At 43.9% G+C, this 20,746-nt stretch carries 14 protein-coding genes; 4 read left to right on the top strand and 10 right to left on the bottom strand.

The window, feature by feature from the left end; genetic code table 11:
• The 8 genes from hisIE to F993_RS04820 form a co-directional block, all read right to left on the bottom strand.
• A complete protein-coding gene (gene hisIE / locus F993_RS04785) occupies nt 1-768 on the bottom strand; it encodes a bifunctional phosphoribosyl-AMP cyclohydrolase/phosphoribosyl-ATP diphosphatase HisIE (RefSeq protein ID WP_004656193.1) in 768 nt (255 codons plus the stop codon).
• Nucleotides 769-859: 91 nt separating this feature from the next.
• The gene (locus F993_RS04790; protein ID WP_004656191.1) at nt 860-1,240 is read right to left on the bottom strand and encodes a VOC family protein; all 381 of its coding nucleotides are present in this window, start codon (nt 1,238-1,240) and stop codon (nt 860-862) included.
• A gap of 12 nt (nt 1,241-1,252) precedes the next feature.
• Complete coding sequence (locus F993_RS04795; RefSeq protein ID WP_004656189.1) at nt 1,253-2,569, bottom strand: FAD-dependent oxidoreductase; 1,317 nt, start codon at nt 2,567-2,569, stop codon at nt 1,253-1,255.
• Between the two features lie 135 nt (nt 2,570-2,704).
• Nucleotides 2,705-3,304, bottom strand: coding sequence for a cytochrome b (locus F993_RS04800; RefSeq protein WP_004656186.1), 600 nt, complete (start codon nt 3,302-3,304; stop codon nt 2,705-2,707).
• Between the two features lie 234 nt (nt 3,305-3,538).
• Entirely contained in the window at nt 3,539-5,158 is a 1,620-nt protein-coding gene (locus tag F993_RS04805; protein ID WP_004656184.1) for an ABC1 kinase family protein, read from the bottom strand.
• 12 nt (nt 5,159-5,170) lie between these two features.
• On the bottom strand, nt 5,171-5,851 hold the full coding sequence (locus F993_RS04810) for a ubiquinone biosynthesis accessory factor UbiJ (protein WP_004656181.1): 681 nt from the start codon (nt 5,849-5,851) through the stop codon (nt 5,171-5,173).
• A 10-nt stretch (nt 5,852-5,861) separates the two neighbouring features.
• Entirely contained in the window at nt 5,862-6,803 is a 942-nt protein-coding gene (gene ubiE, locus F993_RS04815) for a bifunctional demethylmenaquinone methyltransferase/2-methoxy-6-polyprenyl-1,4-benzoquinol methylase UbiE (protein WP_004656179.1), read from the bottom strand.
• A gap of 206 nt (nt 6,804-7,009) precedes the next feature.
• Complete coding sequence (locus F993_RS04820; RefSeq protein ID WP_004656178.1) at nt 7,010-7,717, bottom strand: DUF8198 family protein; 708 nt, start codon at nt 7,715-7,717, stop codon at nt 7,010-7,012.
• 210 nt (nt 7,718-7,927) lie between these two features.
• Here F993_RS04820 and pap point away from each other — a divergent pair, with 210 nt between their 5' ends.
• A complete protein-coding gene (pap, locus tag F993_RS04825) occupies nt 7,928-9,346 on the top strand; it encodes a polyphosphate:AMP phosphotransferase (protein ID WP_004656176.1) in 1,419 nt (472 codons plus the stop codon).
• Between the two features lie 27 nt (nt 9,347-9,373).
• On the opposite strand, the gene tcuC is transcribed toward pap, so the two are convergent.
• Nucleotides 9,374-10,666 (bottom strand): MFS transporter, encoded by a 1,293-nt coding sequence (gene tcuC, locus F993_RS04830; protein ID WP_004656174.1) that lies wholly within the window; start codon nt 10,664-10,666, stop codon nt 9,374-9,376.
• Between the two features lie 175 nt (nt 10,667-10,841).
• Nucleotides 10,842-11,348, bottom strand: coding sequence for a hypothetical protein (locus F993_RS04835; protein WP_004656172.1), 507 nt, complete (start codon nt 11,346-11,348; stop codon nt 10,842-10,844).
• Between the two features lie 191 nt (nt 11,349-11,539).
• Between F993_RS04835 and F993_RS04840 the strand changes: the two genes are divergently transcribed.
• The 3 genes from F993_RS04840 (at nt 11,540) to recD (ending at nt 20,746) form a co-directional block, all read left to right on the top strand.
• Nucleotides 11,540-15,178 carry an exodeoxyribonuclease V subunit gamma gene (locus F993_RS04840; RefSeq protein ID WP_004656169.1) on the top strand — a complete coding sequence of 1,213 codons (3,639 nt, stop codon included), beginning with the start codon at nt 11,540-11,542 and terminating at the stop codon, nt 15,176-15,178.
• A gap of 3 nt (nt 15,179-15,181) precedes the next feature.
• Nucleotides 15,182-18,895 (top strand): UvrD-helicase domain-containing protein, encoded by a 3,714-nt coding sequence (locus F993_RS04845; RefSeq protein WP_004656168.1) that lies wholly within the window; start codon nt 15,182-15,184, stop codon nt 18,893-18,895.
• 99 nt (nt 18,896-18,994) lie between these two features.
• A complete protein-coding gene (gene recD, locus F993_RS04850) occupies nt 18,995-20,746 on the top strand; it encodes an exodeoxyribonuclease V subunit alpha (RefSeq protein WP_212749787.1) in 1,752 nt (583 codons plus the stop codon).

The raw sequence follows: 20,746 nt of genomic DNA, 5'->3' as shown, positions 1-20,746 counted from the left end.
TTACGCTTCTTGACTACGGTTGGCTTTTTCAATTAAACCCGATAAACCTTGACGACGAGCGAGCTCATCCAGTACCACTTGTGGGTCTAGATCAAAATAACCCAACATCACAATACTGTGGAACCATAGATCAGCCACTTCATATATTAGGTCGTGTTTATTTTCCAGTGAAGCAAGCACGGCATAGTCTTTCGCAGCGATGATAGTTTCTACACTTTCTTCGCCGACTTTTTCTAAAATTTTATTGAGGCCTTTTTTATATAGGCTGGCAATATAAGAGCTATCCGCTTCTGCTGTTTTACGCTGTTGCATTAAACGGCCTAAATAGCTCAGCACATCCACTTGCTCAGTTTGGCCATGATCGTGTGCTTCAACTTTTGCCGATGCACCATAAATAGCGGTTGGATCTTTGAGTTGAGCATCAACAATTTCCCAACCTTGTGGAGTGAGTTTTCGGTAGAAGCAAGACTCACGACCCGTATGGCAGGCAATGCCGCCATGTTGTTCAATCTGTAGAATAATCACATCGGCATCACAATCGAGACGAATTTCGTGCACGGTTTGAAAGTGCCCTGATTCTTCGCCTTTGTGCCAGAGTTTTTGACGTGAACGCGAGTAATATACGGCCTGATTTTTTTCAGCAGTCAGTTGTAAAGCCTCACGATTCATCCACGCAACCATTAACACTCGACCAGTTTGATGATGTTGTGCAATGGCAGGAACAAGACCATTGGAATCAAATTTAACTTCATCTAACCAGTTTGACATGAGTGAAAATCCATTGAGTGGAAAGCCGTTAGTGTAGCGTTTGTGACATGGGTTGGCTATGCTTGTGGGGTAAAAAGTCAGGGATAGCGCATTAAAGGTAGTTTGAAATTTCAATCAGGTTCTGATCAGGGTCCCGTAAATAGACCGATACAATCTTCCCCATCGCACCCGTTCTTTCAATTGGACCTTCAACGATGTCAATGTTTTGTGCCTGAAGATGGGCAATGACTTCATCTAATGGGGTTTCCGCAATAAAGCACAGATCTGCTGAACCGGCAGTTGGGCGAAGTGCTTTGGGTTCAAATTCTTTACCCACTTGATGCAGATTGATTTTTTGATGACCAAATTGCAGCGCTTTACGGTTTTCAGCAAAAGTGATCACTTCAAAGTCCAGGGCTGATTGATAAAACTGACAAGTGATTTCAATATCGGCGACAGTTAACACCAAATGGTCTAAATGACGAATTTTCATATTGAGCCGCTCTTATTCATATTCAGGTAGAGATTGTGTTTTAGTATTGAAGGCCTGATCTTTCTCAGCATATTGCGCCACATGTTGATAATCAAGTTGCTGAAACAGTCCTGTTTTTAAGCCTGAAATCGTGATTGCCATTTCTTTCCGAAAATAGGGGATTTGATACATCCATGGGAAGATCAGGTCACGTAGACTACCCGCCCACCAATGGTCTGATTGATACAGTGGCGTGAGTAGACGACTTAAAAACTGATAGAACTGGGTCGAAGAACGACGCTGTTGATGATAGTGCTGCCACAGGGCTGACCAATCAATTTGCTGATTTTGTTTTGCTGCGTGTAGTGACTGTGAAAAGGCCCAAGCATCCAGCAAAGCCATATTGGCGCCTTGACCGAGTTGTGGACTCATGGCATGGGCCGCATCACCGATCACCCCGATTCTCCCTTGTCCGAATTGAGACATCACCACATCCCGATATTGCGCAGACAACCATTGTGGTTGATGTTGTTGATTCGACAACAGTTGTTTGAGCCATTCTGCCACATCAGGCCAGCGATCAGCCACTTGCTTTAACCATTGTTGTGTTGCTGACTCATTTTTTAAGAATGATTGTAGTTGCGAGCTTGGTAAACTCCAGAACACACTCGACAGTCGTTGCTGAGGTGCTGTCGGTATAGCACCCGTAGGCAACACGCCCATCATGATTTTGGAACGATCATAAAACTGATGCAAAATTTCAGGGTCGAGTGTTGGACATTCAGTCACGATACTCCATGCCGCACCCCATGGATAAGCCTGATCAACTTTCACCCACGCTTTGGGGCGGAGTTGACTGCGCGCGCCATTGGCAATCAAAACGGCATCGAAACTTGCATCAAACTTGTGTTGTTGGTCAGTACCAAAGAGGCGAATTTCATGGCTGGTTTCTTGAATTTGCTCAATGCTGTGCCCCATTTTCCAAGTCACATGACTGGCATATTCAGCCAGTTTGTGAGTCAACACATGACATAAGGTGGCTCGATGAATACCGAGACCATAGAGATTGCTGCCTGCTTGATGATAGTGACTATTCACCAAGAGTCTTTTATTGGGAAGTTGGCCTTCCAATCCTGTGACTTTGGCACCCAACTTTAAAGCATGCTCAAGCACACCGAGATGCTCAAACACGGCCAAGCCCGCAGGCTGTAATAATAAACCAGCACCGACGGGGGAAAGTTGATCCGCTTGTTCAAAAATAGTGACACGATTGCCTGTACGTGCAAGCAGGATTGCGGTTGCCAATCCTGCTGTGCCAGCACCAACAATGGCGAAATGAGGTGTTTTCATTATTTGTTCTTTTAAGGTGGTTATAAGATCAGTCAGTCATGATCTTAACTGATCTCAGTGATTTTTTTAAATAAAATCTAGCGCGCTATAAGGCCTATGATCATCTTACTGGCATGGAGTGAATCTCAGATCGGATTATTTTAACTGATCTTTGCCTGTGGTCATCTTGATCAGAGTCCGATCTTTTTTAACATAGTGATGATAAAGTGCCGCACCTGCATGCCCTAAAATCAGCATCCAAATCAGCCATTTTCCAAGAACTTGCTTATGAATAAAATCAATTGGTTTCTCGAACTGTTCAAAACTTAGACCCATACCTTGTGCCACCCAGCTTTGGAACAGAGCGGTATGTTCAAATTTCGGAATCTCAAACAAGAACAAAAACTCAGTATTGACGCCTGTGCCTAAATAGCCTGTGAGCGGGGCAATGATCATGATGGCATATAGGGCAAAATGTCCTGTATGCGCGGCAAAGTTTGCCAAGGGGCTGGCAGATTCTAAATGGGGTTGTGGATTGGTCAAACGCCAGATAATGCGCAGACTAATAATCACGGCAATGCTGATACCGACGGAAAGATGGAGCTGTAAGGCAGTCCAGTTCTCAGGCGTTCCTTTCTCGGTAAACCATTGGCGATAATAAACACTGCAATAGGCGAGTAGAAAAAGTAAGGCGGTTGTCCAATGTAGCCATTTTGCAATGGAGCCATAGTTATAGATGCTATTTTTTAACCTCACGCTTCTCTTCCTTTAAAATTTGTGCTGATGCACCTCAATATCGAGCAGATCATCGTCTATCTATGCAAGGATGAAAAGTCTTTGTGGAAGGATGGCCTTTTATGGATGTAAGTATTGCCTAAAATGTATGTTTGGCTTAGGTTGCAGAAGGTGTTAAGGGTTAAAGTTAAAGAACTTCAACTGCATAAAAGCAAAGGCCGTATCGATGGATACGGCCTTTGCATGCATAGATGCTTATTTGGCGATGCGCCACAATGCAATCAAACTACTTAGCACAATCAGAATGACTGAGATAAACCATGGCGTGATAATGGCGATGGTCAACAAAATTAACATGCTGCTACCAAACATCCAACTACGACGTTGCTGCTGTTGCATTTGCAAACGCATTTGTTGAATTTCACGCAGTTGCTTATCGTGCCAAGCCGATTGATTTTTTAAACCATTTAAGCTGTCAATCAACAGGCTTGGAATATCTTGAGCACCCAGTAATAGGTCCGGAATTTGCTGGCCCAGTTCTTTCATATTTTTGACTGGATTCATATTGGCTTTGACCCATTCGGTGAGAATCGGTTTTGCCAGTTTCCAGATGTCCAATTGCGGATAAAGATCCGTGCCAAGGCCTTCCACGTGCACCAGTGTTTTGAGTAACAACATGAGTTGCGGTGGAATTTCCAAATGGAAACGGCGGGCAATATCCATCACTTGAATCAAAATGCCTGCGAAATCAAGTTGGTCCATCGGTTTAGAAACCATTGGGCCAACAGTACGGCGCATTTCGCGTGATAATGCATCTTGATCTGTGCCAGGTGGAATCCAGCCTGCTTGATGCACAATCTGAATCAGTTGCATAAAGTTGCTGTTCATTACCGCAAGCAGCATACGTGCAACTGTCATTTGGTCATGCTTAGACAATTCACCCATGATAGCGCAGTCCAAGGCAATAAAGCGTGGATTGCTTGGATTAATGGTCTCGACAAAGACATTGCCGGGATGCATGTCAGCATGGAAGAAGTTGTCACGGAACACTTGGGTGAAGAAGATGGTTAAACCTTTTTCTGCCAGATCCGCACGATCCATGCCTAAACGATCAAAAGTGGCCGTATCTGAAATCGGGACCCCAGTGATGCGCTCAGCCACCATCACATCTTTACTGTCCATATAGACTTCTGGCACATACATCATGCTTGAACCGGTAAAGTAGTGACGCATACGACGGGTATTGTCAGCTTCCAGACTCAGATCAAGTTCATTTAAAATGATTTGGCGATAGTCCTGAATAATTTCCGTCAGGTGTAACGCACGCGCTGCTTCTAAACGATTTTCCAGCCAATCCCCCAACCATGCCAAAATTTCAAAATCTTGCAAAATTTGACTGCGAATATCGGGACGTGTGACTTTTACCACCACTTCACGGCCATCATGCAAAGCGGCGGTATGCACTTGGGCAATTGAAGCCGCTGCTAATGGTTGCTCATCAAAACGTGAGAATAAGGTCGCAACATCCGCTTTGAGTGATTCCTGAATGCGCTGTTTTGCTAGCTGAGTGTCATAGGGTTTGACGCGATCTTGCAATAACACCAGTTGTGATAATACTTCTGGCGGAATCAAATCACGACGTGTAGATAACAATTGGCCGAGCTTAATTGCTAAGGGACCCATATCCTCTAAGGCTTCTTTCAGCTTAAGCGGATTCTTTTTTTCACGACTCGACCAAGCCGCAGGATGCAGTTTAATCAGGTTTAATGCATGGCGTGCTTTTACTGGTAATTCTTCCGCAGGGAACAAGGTGTCAAGGCGATAGTGTGCTGCAATACGCCAGAGTTCGAGTAACCGTGTAACATGCGGAATCATATAAAGTCTTACCTAGTCTTGTGTGGATTGTGCTGATGGGGCGAGTTGAGTCTGTAATTGTTGAAGCTTGGCTTCCAAACGGTCAATTTCTTGGTTGAGTTGACGTGTCTCTCGATTGAGATCATCCATTTGCCAACGTGGGGCAAATAAACCACTATCTTCTTTTAAGGCATCTTCAACAAAAAATAAATGGCTTTGTAGTGAACGTTTCAAATGCTTGGGTGCAAGTTGAATTTTACCCAGCTCATGTGCCAGCTGCGGGCCAATCCAAGGCGATAAATGCGCTGCAAGATCAGGTTCAGCCTGCTGCATAATTCTTTGAATATCTTGCAATAAGTGATAGTCACCTTGCAGAGGGATATTACCAATCTGATCCATATCACTGAGCAGTAATTTAATTAGCTCAACACCATTTTCAACATGGAGTGTTGCAGTTGCATCCGTGATTTTATCTTGAGGATCAAACGGGCGTTGTTCAAAAATAGAAGAAATTTGACTCTGTCCCGTCACGGTCGGTTCTAGGCGAACTCTATTTTCATCAAAAAACACATCAACTGAGAGTTGTGGGCTGTCGATCACAACACGTAATAATTGACCCTGTAATTGATTGAGCTGAATGCGAGTAATCGCATCCAAATCAATCACATGATGAATGATACGTTCGACTGCACCGAGTGCTAAAATCGACCACATATCTTAAACCTTAAAGTTTGAATCCACGGTGAACTGCCACAATACCACCAGTTAAGTTGTGGTAATCACAGCTTTGGAAGCCAGCATTTTCCATCATACCTTTGAGGGTACGTTGGTCTGGATGCATACGAATCGATTCAGCGAGATATTTATAGCTTTCAGAATCATTGGCAACCAATTTACCCATGATTGGCAATGCCGTGAATGAATAAAGATCATATAGTTTTGAGAATGGCTCAAATACCGGCTTAGAAAACTCAAGAATCAATAAGCGGCCGCCTGGCTTAAGCACACGATACATCGCTTGAAGTGCCGCATCTTTATCCGTCACATTACGTAAACCAAAACTGATGGAGACCAAGTCAAAGCTGTTATCTGCAAATGGTTCGAGAGTTTCGGCATTGGCAAGGATGAAATCTACATTGGTACAGCCTGCATCGATCAGACGATCACGACCGACATTTAACATGGATTCGTTAATATCGGATAGAACCACATGGCCTTGAGGACCAACCTCATGGCTAAATACTTTAGCAAGGTCACCTGTACCACCTGCGATATCTAGCACATGTTGACCACGACGAACGCCTGACATATTGATTGCAAAACGTTTCCAAAGACGATGAATACCAAATGACATCAAGTCATTCATGATGTCGTATTTGCTGGCAACCGAGTGGAAAACCTCTGCAACTTTCTGTGCTTTGTCATCACTGTTGACGGTTTGATAGCCGAAGTGAGTGGTTTCACCAACATTACCAGTATTGGCACCGCGAGGAAGATTGTATTTTGGAATCGCACCTGTTGGAGCAGAAGCGTGGCCCTGTTGTAATGATTGTTGTTGACCTTGAGGTGCGCCTTGCGGGAGCGGTGAGCTAAGGAATGGGCTGACTTTGTCTGAACTTGGGTTTTGCTCAACGTCTGGGGTAGGCTGTTGGTTTTCGTTAGACATAGTTTTCTCCTAAACTTTCGCTTTAGCGGCAAGAATCAGCAAGCATGATGACAGATTTTGTATTTTTTTACAGGCTTTCGCATGCAATTGTTATGAATAATATACAGAAAGTCACTTTCTCAAAAGTATTTTTAATCGACCTAATGATTGGAAAAAACAGTTTTTCCTGAACCACTTAAAATGCAGCTCAGGAATCAGGATGTGTTTTAGCCACGAAATGGACTTGGGTGTCCTGCATGCACTCGATCGATAATTTCACGCTCTTTTTCGGTAAAGGTTTGAATAAAGGTAGCCGCAGATTTCATCGGTTTCATCGCAGCAAAACCTTCTTGGATAAACTCATACATGCCGTCAAAGTGGTATTTATGTGCCAAACCTTTACACATTTTGAAAGTCGCGTACATCATGGTGGAACGCATATATTTATCGAGTGTTAGCCCTAATTCATCTAACAGACGTAATTGTTCATAACGTGCATCCCCTTGATCAAGCTTAACCAAGGTTTGGCGCATGATTTCGTCTGTGAGTGGTGTATCTGCAGGGTAATCTGCAAGTAATTGTTTAGCAACTTGTTCATCTAATTGTGTGGCAAGAACTGCAAGGCTGACTGACTTGGTGCCTGTCTTGATGCCATTCTCGGGCACAAAGTTTTCTACTTTATGTGCAAATTTAAGTAATCGCTCAATCTGTTGTGCCAGAGCATCAAAGTCAGGTCCACCGTAAAGACGTTTGAGAAAATATTGGGCCATCAATTGATTTTCAGGGCGAGCAAAGAAATCTTGATGAGTTTGTGCAATACGCTCTTTCATCCATGTTTGAACGTCATGCAGGCGTTGTTCAAGCACAGCATCATCATGATAATTAAAAGCTTTGTATTGGAGTAATAAATCATCAAAGGCAGCAAGTTTTGACATAAATAAACTTAATTAGAATAAAACCATAAAATAATAGGCTGCATCATAACGGAGAACCATGACAGCATAAACTCTAAATGTTTAACAATTGGTCACTATAACAGTACACCTAAATGAATCTACAGAAACTGTACAAGGGTTTTTCTGGGATCAACTGAGTTTTGGCTATACTCATTTTTAATATTAATAATGAGCCGCTTAGAGCAACAGATGAGTAAACAACAGCCAGTATTTGAATTACGCAATGAAGACGAACTTTCTTTAGAATTGATTGAAGCACAATACGCCTTAAAAAATAGCCGTGATAAGAAAAATGCCAAAAGTGTATTGGTTTTAGTGAGTGGGATTGAACTGGCTGGTAAAGGAGAGGCGGTCAAACAATTAAGGGAGTGGTTAGATCCCCGCTATTTAAGAGTTAAGGCCGATGCTCCGCAACTGCTCTCCAATAATCAGGCTTTCTGGCAGTCTTATACCCGTTTTATTCCTTCGGAAGGGCAAATTGTGGTGATGTTTGGCAACTGGTATAGCGATTTGTTAACCACCGCGATGCATGTGTCCAAACCTTTGGATGAAAACCTGTTTGATGCATATGTTGAGCAGATGCGTGCATTCGAACATGATCTGCAAAATAATCATGTTCATATTGTCAAAGTCTGGTTTGATTTATCATGGAAATCGCTGCAAAAACGTTTGGATCAGATTGATGCCTCTGAACAACGTTGGCATAAGTTACATGGTTTAGATTGGCGTAATAAAAAGCAGTATGACACCTTACAAGCTTTGAGCCAGCGTTTCACTGATGATTGGTTTGTGATTGATGGTGAAGATGAAAAACATCGTGATCAATGTTTTGCGCAGTATTTATTGCAAACCTTACAAGAGCTGCCAGAGCATCAAACCAAAGTCACACAAAAATGGCAGCAAGCTGCGATACCAAAAGCGTTACTTGAACCTGAACAAGCCAGTTTAGAAAAACAAGACTATAAGGATGAGTTAAGTAAGCTCACCAAAAAAGTGGCCGATAAGTTACGTTATGATGAACGTAAGGTGGTGATTGCCTTTGAGGGGATGGATGCAGCAGGCAAAGGCGGGGCAATCAAACGGATTGTCAAAAAACTTGACCCGAGAGAATATGAAATTCATACCATTGCAGCACCTGAGCGTTATGAATTACGCCGCCCCTATTTGTGGCGCTTCTGGAGCAAATTCAATGATGGTGGCAAGATCACTATTTTTGATCGAACTTGGTATGGTCGGGTGCTGGTTGAGCGGATCGAGGGTTTTGCTTCAACGGTCGAATGGCAACGGGCGTATAGTGAAATCAATCGTTTTGAAGAAAACTTAGTCGATAGCCAAACCGTGATTGTGAAAATCTGGTTGGCAATTAGCAAGGACGAACAGGCTTTACGTTTTAAGGCAAGGGAACAAACGCCACATAAACGTTTTAAAATTACTGAGGAAGATTGGCGTAACCGCGATAAATGGGATGACTATCTTAAGGCGGCAGCAGACATGTTTGAACGGACCGATACCGACTATGCACCGTGGTATGTGATTGCAACGGATGATAAATATTCAGCAAGAATTGAAGTCTTAAAAGCGATTTTAAAACAATTGAAGGCGGATTAATCCGCCTGCACTTTTTGGTCACATGTATTAATTGTTATTTGCCAGTTGTGCGCTATAGCTACGGCGTTGGCGGAAAACAATTAAGGTGGCAATTAAGCTGGTGATCGCGGCAAACATCAGCCAGAAGGCTGGCATGCTTTTATTGCCTGATGTTTGTACCAGAAAAGTGGCAATCATTGGGGTTAGTCCGCCAAAAATAGAGGTGGCGAAACTGTATGCAACCGAGAACCCCGCAATTCGCACTGAACTGGGCATCATTTCGGCGAGCGAAACCACCAGAGCACCATTATAGAAGCTATACAGTAAAGAGAACCACAATAACACCAGCAACATATGGGACAGACTAATGGTATGTGTCAACCAGGTGAGCAGTGGATAAGCACTGATAAAAATCAGTAAAGTTGTGGTGATCAATAACGGTTTACGTCCAAATTTATCCGAGAGATGCCCACCGATAGGTAACAGGATAAAGTTGCTCAGTCCGACCATAATGGTGGCAATTAAGCTTTCAGTACGGGTTAAATTCAGAACTTCTTTACCATAGGTTGGGGTATAAACGGTAATGAAATAAAACATGGTGGTGGTGGTCGCCACCATGCACACACCTGCCAATACAATTTTCCAGTTTGCCGCTAAAGTAGTCAGAATCTGTCGTGTCGTTGGGTGTTCTTTGCGTGAGGCAAAGGCTTCTGTTTCAGCCAATGATTTGCGCAACCAGAAAATAAAGGGAATGATGGCACAGCCGACAAAAAATGGAATTCGCCATGCCCAAGCATCAACCTGAGCCTTGGTAAACACCACACTGACGATATAACCCAAAACGGCTGCAAAAATGACAGCAACTTGCTGACTGGCTGATTGCCAACTGGTAATAAAACCTCGGTTATGCGGTTCTGCAATTTCGGCTAAATAAACCGAAACACCACCCAACTCAACCCCTGCGGAAAAGCCTTGGGCCAAACGACCCACGAAAATCAGTACGGTTGCGGCAAATCCAATACTGGCATAACTCGGGGTGAAGGCAATAATTAAAGAACCGAATGCCATGATGCTCAAGGTCACCATCAGACCACGGCGGCGACCGATGCGATCAACATAAGGACCAAGCACCAAGGCACCGATTGGCCGCATCAGAAAACTGACTGCAAATACGAGGAAGGTTTTCATCAGTGCGGCATAGCTGCTGTCGGAATGGAAAAAAGTTTCACCTATGGCTTGTGCATAGAGTCCGAACAGGAAGAAGTCGTATTGTTCAAGGAAGTTCCCGCTGGTCACGTTGAAAATTGCACGGACCCGAGAAGGAGATTGGCTAGTTTGCACAACGACGCTCCATCATCTATTTATCATCGAGATGTGGAGATTAAAAATACAATCTTGACTGAAGCTTAAAAAATTAAGTGAATATTAACGTATTTGTGTGGTTTTTTTATTGATCTGTTACATCACTGTAAACATCAGCATCTTACAGTGATGTGCAGAGGTGGTCTAAATTGCATCAAGCCACAATGGTACTGCGACTTTTTTGCTGAATACGTCTGGCAAGGTTATAGCAATCTTGGACATGTGCTTCGGTAATTTTACGCATCATGAAGTATCCCAGACTAGCGGCAACAAGTTGCCCACCTAGGGGGATAAACTTGGTCACTTGCTTGGTGGCAATTTTAGTGAAAAAGCCATTAAAAGAAGCCTTCATTGCGGTACGTGCCACCACAAAACCCGAGAACTCAAAGCCGCGTTTGCGTAACTCATCCCAATGAATTTTTTTAGTTTCAGGATCATAGACACTGATATGTTCAGGGGCGAGACCAAAGCGCGTATTAATATAGGGAATCACTTGTGTCAGCATACCCAAGTCCACCACAACATCAAAAAATGGAATCGGTACAATCGCTGCACCCGCTGACCAATATGCACGCTTCTTGGCCAGTTCCAGACACTCTTCACGAATCTGTTCCAAGTTTAGACTTGGATCAATGGAATCAGGAATTTTTTCAATTTTCATAAAGTTATACCTAAAGTCTATCCCTTGATAGTACATTCAATCGTATTGAATGGTGAATTTCAAAACAAATTTTTTTATTGGATTGTGTATTTAACGTGACTTCGTGATATGAAGTTGAATGTTGTATAGTGAGCATTATGAACGTTTTCGTGCAACAAAATGATCATTTTTTGATGAGGTTATATTAATACATGGGTATTCATGTTATTCAAAGTCAACGCCTTGATGTGCTATTACAAGGTGTGATGGCATCAATTACCCAACCGAGTACGACACCCTTTCAGGTGTTTAAAACCCAGCATTTTATTGTCCCAAGTCCTGCGCAAGAACAATGGTTGACCCAAAAAATTGCCGAACAACAAGGCATGACTGCCAACTATCAATTTCATCAGCGGATTCGTGGTTTTCAGTGGTATGCCTACCAGCAAGTATTAGAGAATAAAGAACAGGTTCGGAAAGCCAATATTCCACGTTTGATTTTAAAGTGGCGTATTCATCAAGCCTTACAGCCTTTTATTCAATCCGAACAGAATAGTCTTGTACAAGAGCACCCTTTATATTCGATTGTACAACGGATTTATGCTAGTGCTGATCAGTTGCAGCAAGGCACTGAAAAACAACTTAAAAAACAAAGTATGTTGTATTGGGTGGCGGAGCAGGTTTCACAACTATTTAATAACTACATGATTTATCGTGGACATTGTCAACGTGGCTGCCAAAGCAATTGTACCTGTAGCAGTAATTGGCTCTCGACGTGGGGACAGAATAAAGCTTTAAATATCGAACAACTGATTGCGCATACGGATCAACCAACTTCAGCCTTTAGCTTACAACAAACCGAACAGTTGGAAGCGTGGCAGCGGTGGCTGTGGCAAAACTACTTTCATGATGATTTTGTTGAAATACAAAGCATTGATGCTGATTTCTGGCAACTTCTAGACAATCAACAGACACGATCCCGAGCTTTGGCACAATTGCCGAATCAGGTGATTGTATTTACGATTTTAGATTTACCACCGAGCCAACTGCAATTTTTACGTCGTTTGGGGCAGTATCTGGATGTGGTGATTCTGCACTATAACCCATCGCAGGAATATTGGGCCGACAGTGTCGATCCACTCTGGAAAAAGCGTTATGACCTCGGCGTGAAAGAGCGCTATATCGCCAAACATCCCCATGCCAGTGATGCAGATATTGCTGCATTCTTTGACAGTTTTAGTTTAGGTTTTAATGCTTTAAATCGTGAATCTCGACATCCCTTGCTCACCCGTTTAGGTAAGCAAGCGCGTGACCACTTTTCGCTGTTGTCGCAACTGGCGACAGGAGAAGAGGGTAAATGGGTGGATGCTTTTGAGGATTATTTCCCTGAAACCCTACTGGGTAAAATTCAGTCGGATATTTTCTATTTGGCAGAACCTCAGCCTCAGCAATATGAACTTGCACCTGAGGATGAATCGATTCAGATCCATGTTTGCCACTCCAGTGTGCGACAACTCGAAGTCTTAAAAGAGCAGTTGCTGCATTGGCTGTCTCAAACAGATACGACACCGCGTCGCCCAAGTGATGTGCTGGTTTTGACCCCGAATCTAGCCGAGCTTGAGCCCTTGATCCGCAGTGTCTTTCCTGCGTTGGCCCATGAGCACGAGGTGTTCTTACCTGTAAAAATTGCAGGGGTGGCGCAGCTAGATGCCTTAAATGCATGGCGTGCTGTACTTGGACGCTTACAATTGACACAGGGTCGTTTTACGCAGGATGACTTTGCTGATTGGCTCAATCTTTCCGCGACGCAACAACGTTATGGGCTGGATTATACGCAGGCACAACGGATTCTGAGTTTACTCGATGATGCTGGCTTTAAGCGTGGTTTGGATGCTGAACATTTAAAACAAACGCTCAGTGATGACGATCAAGACTATCGTTATAGTTTTAAATTTGCTCTCGATCGTTTGGCGCTTGGGATTGCCGTGCCTGCTCATGTGATGGTACAGGATATGCTCAGTTATGCCTGGGTACAGCCAAGTGATTTTGAACTGATTGGGATTCTGATTCAGATCTATCGTGATATAGCGCTTCGACGTGATTGGCTGCTGGCACATGAACAAGGCCAACGTTTGCCGGTCGAGTTTTGGTTACAGCGTATTAAACAGGATGTGCAAGAGTTTGAGCAAGCCGATGTTGTGGCTTTAAAAGCAATTCGTGAAATTATTCAGAAACAAGAGCGGATGCTGACCTTGGCCAGCTACTACGAAGATGCTGAAACACAGTTGCGCCAAATTTCTTTGCCATTGCCTTATATCATCGAAGAAATTCAACGTGCTTTAGAAAGTCAGTCCGCACAAGTTGAACCGACTGGACAAATTACCTTTAGTCAGATTGGACAGATTCGCCCGATTCCTTATCGGCTGATTGTGTTGCTAAACCTGGATACAGGTAAATTTCCAAATCGGGACAGTCATATTCCGTTTGATTTGATGGATGCACTGCGTCAGCAATTGGGTGATCGCTCTCGTTTGGAGGATGATCAGGGGGCATTTTTGGATGCCATCTTATTGGCACAAGAACAGGTTTGGCTGTTTTATAATGGTTTTGATCTCAATGATGGCGAAGTCAGAGAGCCATCCAGTGTGTTGCAGGGCTTCCGTGATCATTTGGCTTTGATTGTAAAACCGACGAGCAGCGAAGATGGCCCTCCTTTATCCGAAGCGGATTTAGCCGGATTGGATGCTTTGCAAGTCCCGGCACAGCTTTATTCGCTGTATCATTTACATCGTCTACAGCCGTTCGATCCACTCGGCTTTGTTTCGGATCGACCTGTGCGCTTCCAAGACCAATGGTTTAAGGTCGCGTCACAGATTCAGCAAGTCAAAGGAGAGCGGCAGGCGTGGGCCAATACTGTCTATCCTGTTGAACAAAATGAAATGATCATTTTGGAGAGTCAGCAATGGATTCAAGATATCAGTTTCCCTGCGCGGCTGTATTTAAAGACCCTAGGTGTGGAAAATTTAACTGCACAAACATTGCTTGATCAATCTGAACCATTATTACTCGATGGTCTCGGTAAATATGCCATTCGGCATTTTTTACAGCAGCAGGATGACCAGCTCTCTCCAAGTCTTTTGCAAGATCAGTTGCCCGTTGGCAAAGTTCAGCACAGTGCCTGGCAGCAAAGTCACTTAGAGCAGCAACGCTTGTTGGAGCGCTTGCAGCAATATGCCCCAGTGCCGACTGAAACCACGCAACGGGTTTGGCGAGTATCAAAACAATTACAAATCGCCTGTGTGACTCCGAAACAATTGACTCAAGATTGGGTCAGTTTGGAGGCGTCAAGTGCACGTGCCAAGCGCTTTGCCAAAGTCTGGCTGGAATATCTGCTTTGGTTGGCGCTAATCAAGAGTGACGCTGCTACAGAGAAGCGTCGAATTGTCGTGTTTAGCGATCAGACGGTGATTTGTGAAGGCCTAAGTTCACAACAGGCACAGCATTATTTAAAGGCATGGTTACAGCTTTGGCACGATGCACAGCAGCAACCTGTGGTCTTGCCTGCTGCCTTAGTGTTAAAGCCTTTAGAAAAGGGCAAGCAATATGAATGGATTGAGCTGGATTCAACTCAGGTGTTAACTGAAGAGAGTCAAAAACTAGTATTGAAAGACTGGAATGATACGGGTGATTTCTCGGGTTTTGATATGACCCAGAATGAAGCTTGTAAATTGCACCGCGACTGGCAGTTCATTTTGCAAGAGCAGGATGCAACCGCTTTATTGCAGTATGCCTGTGATCATTATTCCTTTGCTTTATATCAACCGATTTTTGAATTTTTACGGGTGGAGTAAGACATGAGCTCAAAATATCCCGTGTCTTATCAGCCGATTGGTGATATTCAATTTGAAGGGCTGCATTTAATCGAAGCCTCCGCAGGGACAGGGAAAACCTATACGCTATCCAGTTTGATGGTGCGAATTTTCTTAGAGAAATATCTGCCTAATCAGGTCATTGCTACCACCTTTACCCGTGCTGCAGCTGCAGAACTGAAAACGCGTATCCGTTTGCGTCTGGTCGAAATCCTTGATTTTTTAGAGCCTTTCCGTGATGTATTGGAACAAGATATTCAGGCCAAGGCATTACAAGAGTCTGATCCCTTAAAACAACAGGTCTTACAAAACTTTGCGCCACGAATTGCCTATGCCTGTGAACGGTTAAAATTGGTCATCGATCAATTGGATGAATTGTTTGTTGGAACACTGGATAGTTTTAGCCAAAAGCTATTGCGTGAGTTTGCCTTTGAAAGTGGCAAAATCGAACGCGCAGAAATCACAGAGGATGCCAAAAGCTATACCCGTCAATTAATTCATGATGTGTTGCGGGAATGGATTCAGACCCAACCACAGCAAGTAATCAATGCCTTGTATAGTGTGGGGGGGCTGAAAAGTGTCGATCATTTTGTCGGGATGGTGGAAAGCTCGCTGAATTTTAGCTCGGCACAATTTAAACTGCCTGCCATGCCTGAGATTGAGTTGGCTCAGTTGCAGCAGTGGCAACAGCAAGCACAGCAGATTGACCTGAGCAGCTTGGCTGAATACTTTCAGTTAGAGGGCGCCTATTATGCACATATCAATGGTGCTTCTTTCCGTAACAATGCCTTTCATAAACTGTTTACAGAATCCTTGCCGCCCTTATTAACTGCACTCAATAGTCCTGAGAATATACAGATCTTTGATGCCTATTTTGCCGATGCACGTGATGCGGTATTTAAGTTTTTAGACAAACTCGAAGCACAAAAAATTTTTAAGAAATGTCCTGCGGAAATTGCCGAGAGCTTCTATCAACATCCATGCGTGTTGCAACTGCAAAAGCTGTTTCACGCTGTACAGCAGACTCAGCAAGAATTTGAGCAGTTACAGGTCTATTTAAAAGCCTATTTATGTGTTGAAGTCAAAAAGCGTTTGCCTCAAGTGTTGCAGCAAAAAGGGGAGACCACCTTTGCTCAGCAAATCAAGACTTTGTCTGAAGCTTTAAAAGGCGAGCAAGGACAATCTTTTGCGGTATTTGTACAGTCACGCTATCCATTGATTCTGGTGGATGAGTTTCAGGATACCAACCAAGATCAAGATGATATGTTGGCCAGTATCTGGCGCCATCCGCAACGTTATCAAAAAGGCTGCATGATTATGGTGGGTGACCGTAAGCAGGCGATTTATGGTTTCCGTGGTGGAGATATGCTGACCTTCCTGAATGCTTATCAGGATATTATGGCCAAACAGGGGCGTGAGTATAAGTTGGTGCATAACCACCGTTCGGTGAAAGAGCTGGTGGAAGTGGTGGATCTGCTATTTCAGCGTCAGATCGATTTTGGTGAGCAGGTCAGTTATGACCCGATTCAAGCGGGTTCACGTCCGCATCCCGCCTTGGTTGAAAATGCCCAATTTAATCCGCAGCCTTTACGTTGGGTACAACTACAAGAAGGCAATGAACAGGCCACACAAGTGGCGTGGCAGATTCAGCACTTACTCAACCAAGCCTATTTAAAGCAATTGTACTTAGAGGGTGATATCCCGACTGCGATTGATGAAGATGATATTGCCATTCTTTCGCGTAGCCATCGCCAACTGGATGAAGTGCAATATGTATTGGAACGTATGGGGATTCGGGTCAACCGACCATCGAAACGCAGTGTGTTTGATTCCAGCATTGCACAGGATGTGGGGGCCCTGCTCACGGCGTTGCTTCATCCTTATGATGAAGCCAAGCTCAAACGGGCTTTGCTCAGTCGTTTATTTGGCTTTGATTTGGCTCGACTATTGGCCTTAGAACAAAGTGCAGAAGGCTTGAGTGATTATATTCAGCAGTTTGATGACATACGTGAAATGTGGCTGAATCAGGGCTTTTTATCGGCATGGCAGCGTTGCTTAAATCAGTTTGGTCTTTGGCAGCAATTGGTGGCCACACAAAGTAAAGACAATGAACGTGCCGTGGTGAATCTACGCCACCTCACTGATCTCTTGAGTCAGCACAGTGAACATGTACAAGGGATGCAAAACCTGTATCACTGGTATTTAAAACAATTAAATTCGCCAAGTGATCGCGATTGGGAGCTTGAACACAAGCTGTCCAGTGAAGCGGGTGTGCAACTGATGACCATTCATCAGTCCAAAGGCTTGGAGTTTAAAATCGTATTTTTACTGGGGGCGAATAAGGCCTTTGCTGAAGTACAGAAAACACTGAATTTTTCTACCACTGAAATCCAGTTGCCTGAGACGGGTCAAATACGGACGCAACGGGTGGTGGCAGTCGCTGATAAAAACTTTTTACAGCAGACTGAGCTGGATCAACATCAGCAACGTGCTTTGGCGGAACAAAACCGGTTGTGGTATGTGGCACTGACACGGGCCAGTCACCGTGTTTATGCCGTATTTGAACCGGAAAAAGGCGATAAAAATAAGTTGTCAGGTTTGGCTTTTTGGAAGAATCAAGGTGATCACTTTCAACATCCCTATAGTGCCGATGCTGAGCTGATCTTAGCGCGACCACAAGCCTTACAAATGCAACAAACTCAACAACAGCGCGTACTGTTGGCCCAAACACTGCCGACACAACGTTTTTATGCACGCGGAAAAACCAGTTTTAGCTATTTGGCACAACATTTAAAGCATAAAGCGACTCGGGCTGATCGCTTGGCCAATATCGATATTGATTTTGAGCAAGCTGAAGATGAGTTGAATCTTGCTGAATTGGAAAATAAAACCACAGCTCAGCCGATTGCTTGGATTAAACAGTATTTCCCGAAAGGGACCTTGGCAGGTAATTTCCTGCATGAGATTTTTGAGCAGATTGAGTTTCAGCAACCCCACATGTGGGTGGAAGAAATTCGCCGTCGTTTTAAAAATACCTATCAAAGTTTATGGTCAGAGCTACTATTACAATATCAACAGCATTTTCCTGAACAAGAAAATAGCGAGCAGCAACTGTATCAGTGGATTGCCGATTGGCTCAATGAAGTATTACACACGCCACTCAATCAGGGCTTTCAGTTAAAGCAATTAGCTGCAGGACAATACTTGTCTGAATGTCCTTTCTATCTGGCTTTATCGGATCGAGTGTTGGCGATGCAGCGTGTGCAGCAGTTGTTTGAGGAATATGGTATTGAAATGCCTGAATTACTTGAGGCTAAATCTGCCCGATATCTCAATGGCTCCATCGATTTGGTTTACTTCGATGGTCAGCGTTACCATATTGCCGATTATAAGAGTAATTATCTGGGGGCGGAGCAACTGGATTATCAGCAGCCCCAGATTGCAGAAAGTATGTCACTGTCGAGTTATTGGTTACAAGCGGCGTTATATCTGGTGGCATTACATCGTTATCTGTCGGTGAAATTGCAGGATTATGATATGCAGCAGCATTTAGGCGGCGCATCATATCTGTATTTGCGCGGCATGAATGGGCAGGCGCAGCAAGGCTGTTACTACTGGAAGCCTGAGGATGAGTTTATCTTGCGTTTGGATGCAATACTTGGATATTTTTCTGAGGATAAAGCTGGAAAAATGGTGTAGATAAAGTGCGTGATTTTAAATTAAACAAAAGCTTAGCTTGTGAATAACTCTGTTTATAACCTTGTGGACAAGCGTGTGGGTAAGTTTGAGGATAACTCTGTGGACAAACAAGTTGATGATCAGTCAGCACAAATGACATGGTTAAATATGTGGAGCGACTATCTCTCAGAAGCACCATTTTCTCAATCTACTCAATCAGTTAACGCTGCACAGGTACTACAACAACTGGTTGAAGCTAGTTTACAAGGCGACAGTTGTATTGAGGTTGAGCCAATACAGCTTGAAGCACTGGCCGATTTAGCAGTTTCTAGTGAAATTGCAGTGACGCAAGTCGCGCCGTGTGTCTATGATCAGCAGGGCTTGGCATTATACCGATATTGGCATCTAGAGCAACGCCTCGCCCAGCAGATTTGTCGATTAAAGCGACAAACGATTCAGGCTGTTGATGCTGAACCTTATCAGGATTTACTCAGTGATGAACATCAGCAGGCTGCACTAAAAATGGTGCTGCAACAAGGCCTGAGCATTATTACCGGTGGACCGGGGACAGGTAAAACCTATACCTTGGCACGTATTATTGCAGCCCTCAACCAAACCATTCCCGATATTCGTATTGCCATGGCGGCACCGACAGGTAAAGCCGCGCAACGCATGCAGGAAGCATTACAGAACTCATTCAATGATCCAAAATTATTGGAATCAGGTTTAATTACAGATGAGTTGCGTAATCAAACCACGCAGACGCTACATCGTTTACTGGGCATGGGCAATCGACAAATACCACGCTTTCATCCCAAACAGCCTTTGCCTTATGACGTGATTGTGGTCGATGAAGCCTCAATGCTGGATTTGAATTTGGCAACCCTGTTATTCGAGGCAGTCCCAGATCAATGTCGAATTATTTTGCTGGGTGATGCCAATCAATTGGCTTCGGTTGATGTCGGTTCAGTTTTGGCTGATTTACAGCAAGTACAGGCATTGACTGAAAATCGAGTCCAGCTACAGACCAGCCGCCGTTTCTCTGGTGAGGCCAAGATTGGGCAATTCGCACGATTTATTCAGGCACAGCAAGATCTAAGCGATCCCGATTTAGTCTTATCAAAACTAGAGATGGAAATTGTTCAGGCTGCACCTTTGCAAACGATTTCCTTAAATAAAGATATGCCTGACCTGATCCAGTTGGAATATCTACCCGAGCAACAGCAGGTTGATATTGAACCCTACCAACATCAGTTAATGGCTGGATTTCAAGCCTATATCGAGGCTTTAAAACATTATATACAGGCAGATGAACCTGCCGAGCACATCCAGAAGGTGATTCAAGCCTTTGATGATTATCGAATCTTAACGGCAGTTCGGCATGGGCCATTGGGAATTGAGCAACTGAATCGTTATGCCGGGCATTGGCTCAATCAGCAACTCAAACAAATTGCAGTTGGAGACTGGTATGTCGGGCGTCCTGTAATGATGACCTATAATGACTATCAGCTTGGGATTTCTAATGGTGATATTGGGATCTGTTTTAAACATCGCACCCAGTCACAGCAATTCGAAGTCTTTTTCCCGAGCTTAAATAAATGGATTGCAGCGCACCGACTGCCACGCAGTATGCAAACCGCCTTTGCTTTAACCATTCATAAATCACAAGGCTCGGAATTTACCCATACCGCGATTGTTTTGGATGCGCATGCCGAGAAGTTGTTGAGTCAGGAATTGATCTATACCGCCGTTACGCGTGCTAAAAAAGTGGTGAGTATTTTGGCTGATTCAAAGGCTTTAAAGCAGGCACTCAGCATACGTACTGTTCGACGTAGTGGTTTAGTGCAAAAGATCAATTTGAACAGATTGTGA

It is taken from the genome of Acinetobacter proteolyticus (assembly GCF_000367945.1).
Taxonomy (GTDB): Bacteria; Pseudomonadota; Gammaproteobacteria; order Pseudomonadales; family Moraxellaceae; genus Acinetobacter; species Acinetobacter proteolyticus.
The sequence above is the reverse complement of the archived record's forward strand: the minus strand, read 5'-3'. Positions and strand labels throughout refer to the sequence as shown.

Excerpts from the sequence above, each read along its gene's own strand:
- F993_RS04795 (WP_004656189.1), bottom strand. The coding sequence starts at position 2,569 with ATGAAAACACCTCATTTCGCCATTGTTGGTGCTGGCACAGCAGGATTG.
- F993_RS04840 (WP_004656169.1), top strand. The coding sequence starts at position 11,540 with ATGGGTATTCATGTTATTCAAAGTCAACGCCTTGATGTGCTATTACAA.
- ubiE (WP_004656179.1), bottom strand. The coding sequence starts at position 6,803 with ATGTCTAACGAAAACCAACAGCCTACCCCAGACGTTGAGCAAAACCCA.
- hisIE (WP_004656193.1), bottom strand. The coding sequence starts at position 768 with ATGTCAAACTGGTTAGATGAAGTTAAATTTGATTCCAATGGTCTTGTT.
- F993_RS04820 (WP_004656178.1), bottom strand. The coding sequence starts at position 7,717 with ATGTCAAAACTTGCTGCCTTTGATGATTTATTACTCCAATACAAAGCT.
- F993_RS04845 (WP_004656168.1), top strand. The coding sequence starts at position 15,182 with ATGAGCTCAAAATATCCCGTGTCTTATCAGCCGATTGGTGATATTCAA.
- F993_RS04805 (WP_004656184.1), bottom strand. The coding sequence starts at position 5,158 with ATGATTCCGCATGTTACACGGTTACTCGAACTCTGGCGTATTGCAGCA.
- F993_RS04835 (WP_004656172.1), bottom strand. The coding sequence starts at position 11,348 with ATGAAAATTGAAAAAATTCCTGATTCCATTGATCCAAGTCTAAACTTG.
- F993_RS04790 (WP_004656191.1), bottom strand. The coding sequence starts at position 1,240 with ATGAAAATTCGTCATTTAGACCATTTGGTGTTAACTGTCGCCGATATT.
- pap (WP_004656176.1), top strand. The coding sequence starts at position 7,928 with ATGAGTAAACAACAGCCAGTATTTGAATTACGCAATGAAGACGAACTT.
- F993_RS04810 (WP_004656181.1), bottom strand. The coding sequence starts at position 5,851 with ATGTGGTCGATTTTAGCACTCGGTGCAGTCGAACGTATCATTCATCAT.